Below are 7683 nucleotides of genomic sequence, written 5' to 3'. Positions count from 1 at the left end.
GGTTTTAATTGTTTTTTGGTCAATTCAATTATATCAAACCAGATGGTTTCATGCTATTTTATTGCCAGAACTTATTGAATTTTCAAGGTGCATAGGCACTTATTCAAGTGCGAAGTTTGAGTTATTAAAGAAAAATCAGGTCGATGATCTTTGCAGCCTTATTAAAACTTATTTGAAAAAAGGTGAAGGCGAATTTTTTAAGGAGTTTGTTGGTAGCTTTTCTGGCGCAGTTTATCTAAAAAAGGAGAAGAGGTGGAGTGTTTGGACCAACCAAACAGGTGAGAATACTCTTTTTTATTATAAAAAAGGCAACTCTTTTATTATAGGCTCACAATTAAATTATATTTTTGATGCGTTAAAGTTAAAAAAAGAAAAGTACACGCTAAATGAAGAAGCGATATACAGTATTTTGACTTATGGTTATATGTATGATTCACAAACATACGCAAAGGAAATTAACAGATTACTTGGAGGAGAGTATCTTACTATTTCAAAAGAGGAATTCCAAATAAAGAAATACTTCAGATTAAATCATGAGACTTATAACTTAAGGAATAAAACTGAAGATGAAATTATAGAATTATTAGACGAAAAATTCAGACATGCTATTCAAATAGAGTACGACAAAGATTTGGAATATGGTTATGAACATTTGACGGATATTAGCGGTGGTTTGGATTCCAGGATGAATTTTTGGGTTGCATTTGAAATGGGGTATAGAAATATTACAATGCTTCATTATAGCAATGGTTATAGCAGCGATGAAAAAATATCAAAAGAAATTGCCCAAAAAACAAAATCTATATTAATGGATAGACAATTAGATGACTTTAGATTCCTGTATGATATTGATAAAATAGTGGAAATGAATTGGGGATTAACTTCTTTTCACTTTATTACAGGCGGACAAAATATGCTAGAAAATTTGAATATGCATAAGTTTGGGGTAGAACATACAGGTATGATTGGTGATGTCGTTATTGGAAGTTTTCTAAGTGAACCAAATGAAAAAATAGAACTAGCTGGCCTATACTCTGAAAAGCTAAAAAATAAAATCAATTTGGAACATCTAAAAAAATTTAATGACAAAGAACTTTACATGATACAAGTAAGGGGCTTATTAGGGGCATGCGGAAGTATAATCATTAGAAGAAATTATACAGAAGTATTTGCTCCTTTTTTAGAACCGGACTTTTTACAATTTTGCTTAAGCATTCCTGTGGAATTACGGGCTAACCATTCATTATATAAAAAGTGGATTATAAAAAAATATCCTAATGCAGCAGCAATACGATGGCAGAAGAGTGAATCAAAGCTAACAGATGGAAAATTTAAAGAAATGGTTAATAAGGTACATTATTTAGGGTTTAAGTGGCTATTACAGAGAATTGGCTTATTAAAAAAACCAATTGAATCCGGAATGAATCCATTGGATTATTGGTATCGAAATAGTGCAGATCTGCAAAAAAATTGGCAAGAGTATTTTGAAAAAAATATAGGTAATAAGGTTTTAAGTGAAGAAATAAGAAATGATTTGAAACTGATGTTTTATGATGGGAATACATGTGAGAAGGGGCAGGCTTTGACAGTATTGTCTGTAGTTAGTAAATTTTTTTAAGTATACGTTAGAAAAAGAAATTTAAAATAAAAAGGAGTATGAGAAATGAAGGAAGAATTACTGAAAAAAATTAGTTCCAAAGAAATCAAAGTAGGAGTTGTTGGCTTGGGGTATGTAGGCTTACCGCTTGCGGTAGAAAAAGCCAAGGCAGGATTTAAAACAATAGGTTTTGATGTGCAGGAAGAAAAGGTAAGATTAGTAAATGAAGGTCATAATTACATTGGAGATGTAGTAGATAGTGATTTAGCAGACTTGGTCCGTAGTAGAATGTTAACAGCCACTACGGATTTTAGTTTTATTAAAGATGTAGATTTTATCGCAATTTGTGTGCCAACACCATTGGATGCACATCAGCAGCCAGATATTAGTTACGTTCGTTCATCTACAGAAGCAATTTCAAAATATTTGACTAAAGGTACTATGGTTGTATTGGAATCAACGACATATCCTGGGACAACGGAAGAATTGATCAAACCGATTTTGGAAGAAGGATCAGGGTTGAAATGTGGAGAAGATTTTTATTTAGGCTTCTCACCTGAGCGGGTAGATCCAGGTAATTTAATTTACAAGACAAAGAATACTCCGAAAGTAGTGGGTGCAATTGGAAAGGATGCAACTGAAGTGATTGCAGCAATGTATAGAGCTGTATTAGAGGGAGAAGTCTATGAAGTATCCTCACCGGCAGTTGCGGAAATGGAGAAAATTCTCGAAAATACATATAGAAATGTAAATATTGGTTTGGTTAATGAACTTACAATGCTTTGTCAAAAACTGGGGATCAGTATGTGGGAAGTTGTAGATGCTGCAAAAACAAAGCCATATGGATTTCAGGCATTTTATCCAGGACCAGGTCTTGGTGGACATTGCATTCCACTAGATCCATATTACTTATCTTGGAAGGCCAGAGAATATGGGTTCCATACATCCATGATTGAAAGTTCTATGATGATTAATGATCAAATGCCGGAATATTGTGTAGAACGTGCAAGTAAAATTTTGAATAGACAGATGAAGTCGATGAAAGGTTCTAAGATACTTGTTTTAGGAGTGGCTTACAAACAGGATATTGATGACTATAGAGAAAGTCCAGCTCTTCGTGTTATTGAAATTTTAAAAAGAGAAGAAGCCGAGGTTGATTTTTATGACCCATGGATTGCTGAATATAAGTATAAAGGAGAAAAAAATCAGGGAATTAAGGAAATTAATTCAGAAATTATTGCATCCTATGATCTTATAATGATTACAGCAGCTCATAGTAATGTTGATTATGATATGATTCAAAAAAATGCAGTAGCAATATTTGATACAAAAAATGTAATGAAAGCAATAGAAAATAGAGAAAATATTGAAGTCCTTTAGGGCTTTTTTTATTTGGAGGAAATGAGATATGAAATATGCATTAATTGGATGTGGAAGAATTGCAACAAATCATATTAAAGCGGTTATTAATAATCATTTAGAATTGGTTGCGGTGTGCGATGTGATTCCAGAGCACATGGAGCTATTATTAGAAAAGCATGACTTAAACAAAACCACCTCGATTAAAAGGTATACTGACTATAAAAAAATGATAGAAGAAAATGAATTAGAACTTGTAGGAATTGCTACAGAGAGTGGTTTACATGCTGAAATTGCTTTGTATTGCATTGAGCATAATATTAATGTAATTATCGAAAAACCAATGGCTATGAGTATAGAAGATGCAGATAAAATTATTCAGCTGTCAGAAGAAAAAGGAGTAAAAGTATCAGCATGTCATCAAAATCGCTTTAATATTGCAGTACAAGAAATGCGAAAAGCGTTAGAAGCAGGAAGATTTGGAAAACTTTCTCATGGATCTATTCACGTAAGATGGAATAGAAATAAGGATTACTATACTCAGGCACCATGGAGAGGAACTTGGGCCCAGGATGGTGGAGCACTGATGAATCAGTGTATTCATGGTATTGATTTGCTGCGCTGGATGATGGGGGATGAAATTGAAGAGGTTTATGGAGTGACAAGACAACAATTTCATAGCTATCTGGAAGCAGAAGATGTGGGAATGGCAGTTGTAAAATTTAGAAATGGTGCAATTGCAACAATCGAAGGTACAACAAATGTTTATCCGAAGAATCTTGAAGAAACTTTATACTTATTTGGCGAAAAAGGCACAGTAAAGTTAGGTGGAAAATCTACTAATAACATCGATGTGTGGAACTTTTCGGATGAAACAGATGCAGATCAGAATAATAAAGGCTTGGAAGAGGTAACTAGCAATGTGTATGGTAATGGTCATACCAGCCTTTATGCAGATGTAATTGATGCGATTAAAAACGATAGAAAACCATACGTAGATGCCAATGCTGGGAAGAATGCTTTAGAGTTAGTGCTTGCTATTTATCAAAGCCAAAAAGAGGGAAAGGCAGTCCAACTTCCGTTAAAAAAATTTGCAAGTGTTGATATGGTGGGAGAATTTTAAATGGGGAATTTTTTTGTTCATGAAAGTAGTTATATCGATGAAAATGTCAAAATTGGAGATGGAACAAAAATTTGGCATTTTTCGCATATTCAAGAAGGGGCTGTAATAGGAAAAAATTGTTCGCTGGGACAGAATGTTAATGTATCAAATAATGTAAAAATTGGTAATGGGGTAAAAATACAAAATAATGTATCGATTTATGAAGGTGTAGAATTGGAAGATTATGTTTTTTGCGGACCATCAATGGTTTTTACCAATGATTTGACACCAAGAGCAAAATACCCTAAAGGATCTGTAGGATATAAAAAAACTATATTGAAACAAGGAGCAACTATAGGAGCGAATGCGACTATTGTTTGTGGACATAGCATAGGAAGATGGGCAATGATTGCCGCAGGAGCAGTAGTTACTAAAGATGTTCCTGATTATGCCTTGGTGGCAGGAGTACCAGCAAAACAAATTGGTTGGGCGTGTGAATGTGGAATGAAACTACAAGATAACTATGTATGCCCGTCTTGCGGAAGAGAATATAAAATAGAAGATGGAATCATGAAAGAAAAGAGGTAGATAAATGCAATTTAGAGATTTAAAAACCCAGTATCAGCAACTAAAGCCCGAGATAGATGCAGCTATTGCAGAAGTTTTAGAAAATGCTAATTTTATTAGTGGACGGCAGGTCGGAGAATTAGAAGAAGAATTGGCACAGTATGTAGGGGTTAAACATTGTATTACATGTGGAAACGGAACAGATGCTTTGTCGATGATGATGATGGCTTGGAATATAGGGGAAGGGGATGCGGTATTTGTACCGGATTTCACTTTTTTTGCATCAGGAGAAGTAGTTTCTTTTGAAGGGGCTACTCCAGTTTTTTATGATGTGTGTATGGACACTTTTAATGCCGATGTAACATCACTAGAAAATGCTATAATTAATGTTTTGAATGAAGGAAAGCTTACACCACGAGCTATAATCGCAGTAGATTTATTTGGATTGCCGGCAAACTACATAAAATTAGAAGAAATAGCAAAAAAATATAAATTGCTATTATTGGAAGATGGAGCCCAAGGATTTGGAGGAAAAATAGGAGAAAGAAGAGTGGGTAGTTTTGGAGATGCAGCAACCACGTCCTTTTTCCCAGCAAAGCCTTTGGGATGCTATGGCGATGGAGGAGCTATATTTACAAATGATGATAACATAGCAGAATTATTAAAGTCCATCCGAGTACATGGAAAAGGCAGTTTTAAATATGATAACGTGCGAATAGGATGGAATTCACGACTGGACACTTTACAGGCTGCGATTCTAAAAGTGAAGTTTAAGGCATTTAGAGAGTATGAATTAGAAGAAGTAAATAGAGTTGCGGATACTTATAGAAAAGAGTTGATGGGAGTTGTAAAGATTCCTGTTGTTAGAGAAGGGTTCTACTCAAGCTGGGCTCAATATACATTACAACTTTCATCAAAAGATGAGCGGGATCAAGTGCAGGAAGCTTTGAAAGAAAAAGGCATTCCAACAATGGTTTATTATCCAAAACCGATGCATCAGCAGGTAGCCTTTTCGGGTAATAAAATGTACGTTGAATGTCCAAATACAGAAAAGCTGTGTGATACTGTTTTATCGTTACCAATGCATCCATATTTGTCAAATTCAGATATACAGGAAATAGCAATGGCAGTTAAGTTGGCAACAAATAAAAAGAATTGAGGAAAAGCTTAGGATGAATCAAAAAGCTAATAGATATGCACAAATAGATGTACTGGAATTTGTGTTTGCTATTTTGATTGTATGCTTGCATATATCTGGGAATGATCAGGAAAGCATAGTATATTTAATTGGGCAATATATTTCTCGTATAGGAGTTCCGTTCTTTTTTACAGTATCAGGTTTTTTTGCATATCAAAAGGTAAAAAGTGAGTTACCAAAAGTTTATTTGAAACGACAAGAGGTTAAATTAGTTAGAATATTTCTTATATGGACAATTATTTATATGCCAATAAATTTTCGAACTGTATTTGTAAATTACGACAAGAATATAGTTCAAGCTATTTTTGCATATGTGAGAAGTCTTATACTAGAAGCTCCGTCGTATATGTGGTATTTAGTTGCCCTTATGATAGCACTTATTCCATTTGTTATATATGGCACGTCCCATTTGACTAAATATACAATAGGAGCTTTAATTTTCTATATTATAGGAACTTTGCTTAATAGTTACCGTACAATTGTTGGATTTGATTCCTTAAATCCATTTTATGATTTGTTCGTAACAAGTAGGAATGGAATTTTTTTCCCACCAATATTTTTAGCTATTGGTGGCTGGGTCAATATAATTTATAGGAAAAAGAAAGATATAAAAATGTGGGGATGTGCATCGCTAATAGCATACATACTATTTGTGATAGAAGTCACATATGTTATCAATCAAGTACCCAAGGGAGAAGACTGCAGTATGTACTTTTCCCTTCCAATAGTTACTATGATGCTATTTACTTGGGCACTTCTTACATTTATAATACGAGAAAGTAAAATAACAAGTTTCTGTAAAAGAGCTAGTTTAACAGTTTATTGCTCACAATATGGTTTTATATTTGTTTGGCGAAAACTGATTGGAAATGATAATGAATTTATGTTGTGGCTATTAGTTGTTTTATCTGGTTGTATTTTAACATGCGGTATAGTAAAATTTAAGAAATGCTTCTCAAGATTTCTGAGAAAATAGAATATAATACAAAATCAAAATGACCACAGCGGAGTTTATTTCTAAGAAATTTATGTTAAAAGACCTCTATTCATCTCTGTAACTTGAATTATGTAAGGCTATTTGGAAAGGAAAAGTGTACTATGGGCTATGCCATCATATCAGACCAACCATTTATAACTACCAAAGATTTATCTGTGAAGAAAAAATTATCTCCAGAAGCCAGGGCTCGAAGAGAGTTTTTTAATTCTCATAGGTTCTATTTCGAAACGGACCCTTCCACAGGAAAGGTTCAGCTTAAAGCTGAAAAAATAGAGAAATAGTTAGAAAAGATATGTATAGTAGGCTCTTTATGTAAAACATAGTTTACATCGAAGAAAATGTCAGCACCAAAGTTGTCAAGATCATCCAAAGCTATACCGGTGTTGTAAACAAAATGGTCTGGAGAAAGTTCTAAACTCCAGACCATCCAGCAGACTTTAGAAAATTTTCATTTCCCGGCATCTTGTCTCTGCCGATTCTTTATGTTACTTTATCATTATCCGAAAGGCAGTCTGCCTTTCGAGTTTCAACGGTGTTCGCCGAACGATTCAACTTATTTACAAACAGAATACGGCAGAGACATTTGTCAGGGGAGAGTATGCAGGAAATTATTTTAGAATATTCATATTAGTTGCATCACCTGAATAAATGGAATCCTTATGGAGAAAATAAAACTTAAAATGAAATATTTAAGATACTTAATTTGCATAAAAAATGCAAATCCGTTGACAAAAATTGGATATACCGGTGCGCTGAAAGCGCCTGTCCGGTGTTTTGGAAATCACCTGTCCGAAAAGAGGAAATCACTGTTCCAGACAGATAATAAATGTGGCGGAGCCGCCATCCTGAAAAATAGAACCTCC

8 protein-coding genes are annotated in these 7683 nt (G+C 34.1%); all 8 read left to right on the top strand.

Annotation, left to right across the window (positions count from 1 at the left end):
- On the top strand, positions 1 to 1618 hold a 1618-nt coding region (locus Selli1_RS17655; protein WP_281874356.1), incomplete at its 5' end, for an asparagine synthetase B family protein.
- A 45-nt stretch (positions 1619 to 1663) separates the two neighbouring features.
- Entirely contained in the window at positions 1664 to 2977 is a 1314-nt protein-coding gene (locus tag Selli1_RS17650) for a nucleotide sugar dehydrogenase (RefSeq protein ID WP_281874354.1), read from the top strand.
- Between the two features lie 28 nt (positions 2978 to 3005).
- Positions 3006 to 4079 (top strand): Gfo/Idh/MocA family protein, encoded by a 1074-nt coding sequence (locus Selli1_RS17645; protein ID WP_281874352.1) that lies wholly within the window; start codon positions 3006 to 3008, stop codon positions 4077 to 4079.
- Positions 4080 to 4646, top strand: a complete 567-nt coding sequence (locus Selli1_RS17640) for an acyltransferase (RefSeq protein ID WP_281874350.1) — start codon at positions 4080 to 4082, stop codon at positions 4644 to 4646.
- A 4-nt stretch (positions 4647 to 4650) separates the two neighbouring features.
- Complete coding sequence (locus tag Selli1_RS17635) at positions 4651 to 5784, top strand: DegT/DnrJ/EryC1/StrS family aminotransferase (protein ID WP_281874347.1); 1134 nt, start codon at positions 4651 to 4653, stop codon at positions 5782 to 5784.
- Between the two features lie 13 nt (positions 5785 to 5797).
- On the top strand, positions 5798 to 6799 hold the full coding sequence (locus Selli1_RS17630; RefSeq protein WP_281874345.1) for an acyltransferase family protein: 1002 nt from the start codon (positions 5798 to 5800) through the stop codon (positions 6797 to 6799).
- Positions 6800 to 6921: 122 nt separating this feature from the next.
- Positions 6922 to 7101: a hypothetical protein gene (locus tag Selli1_RS17625; RefSeq protein ID WP_281874343.1), complete on the top strand. Its 180-nt coding sequence runs from the start codon at positions 6922 to 6924 to the stop codon at positions 7099 to 7101.
- A 378-nt stretch (positions 7102 to 7479) separates the two neighbouring features.
- Positions 7480 to 7683 (top strand): hypothetical protein (locus Selli1_RS17620; protein ID WP_281874341.1); only part of this gene is annotated, 204 nt, incomplete at its 3' end.

Source organism: Sellimonas catena (genome assembly GCF_027924685.1).
Classification (GTDB): domain Bacteria; phylum Bacillota; class Clostridia; order Lachnospirales; family Lachnospiraceae; genus Sellimonas; species Sellimonas catena.
The sequence above is the reverse complement of the archived record's forward strand: the minus strand, read 5'-3'. Positions and strand labels throughout refer to the sequence as shown.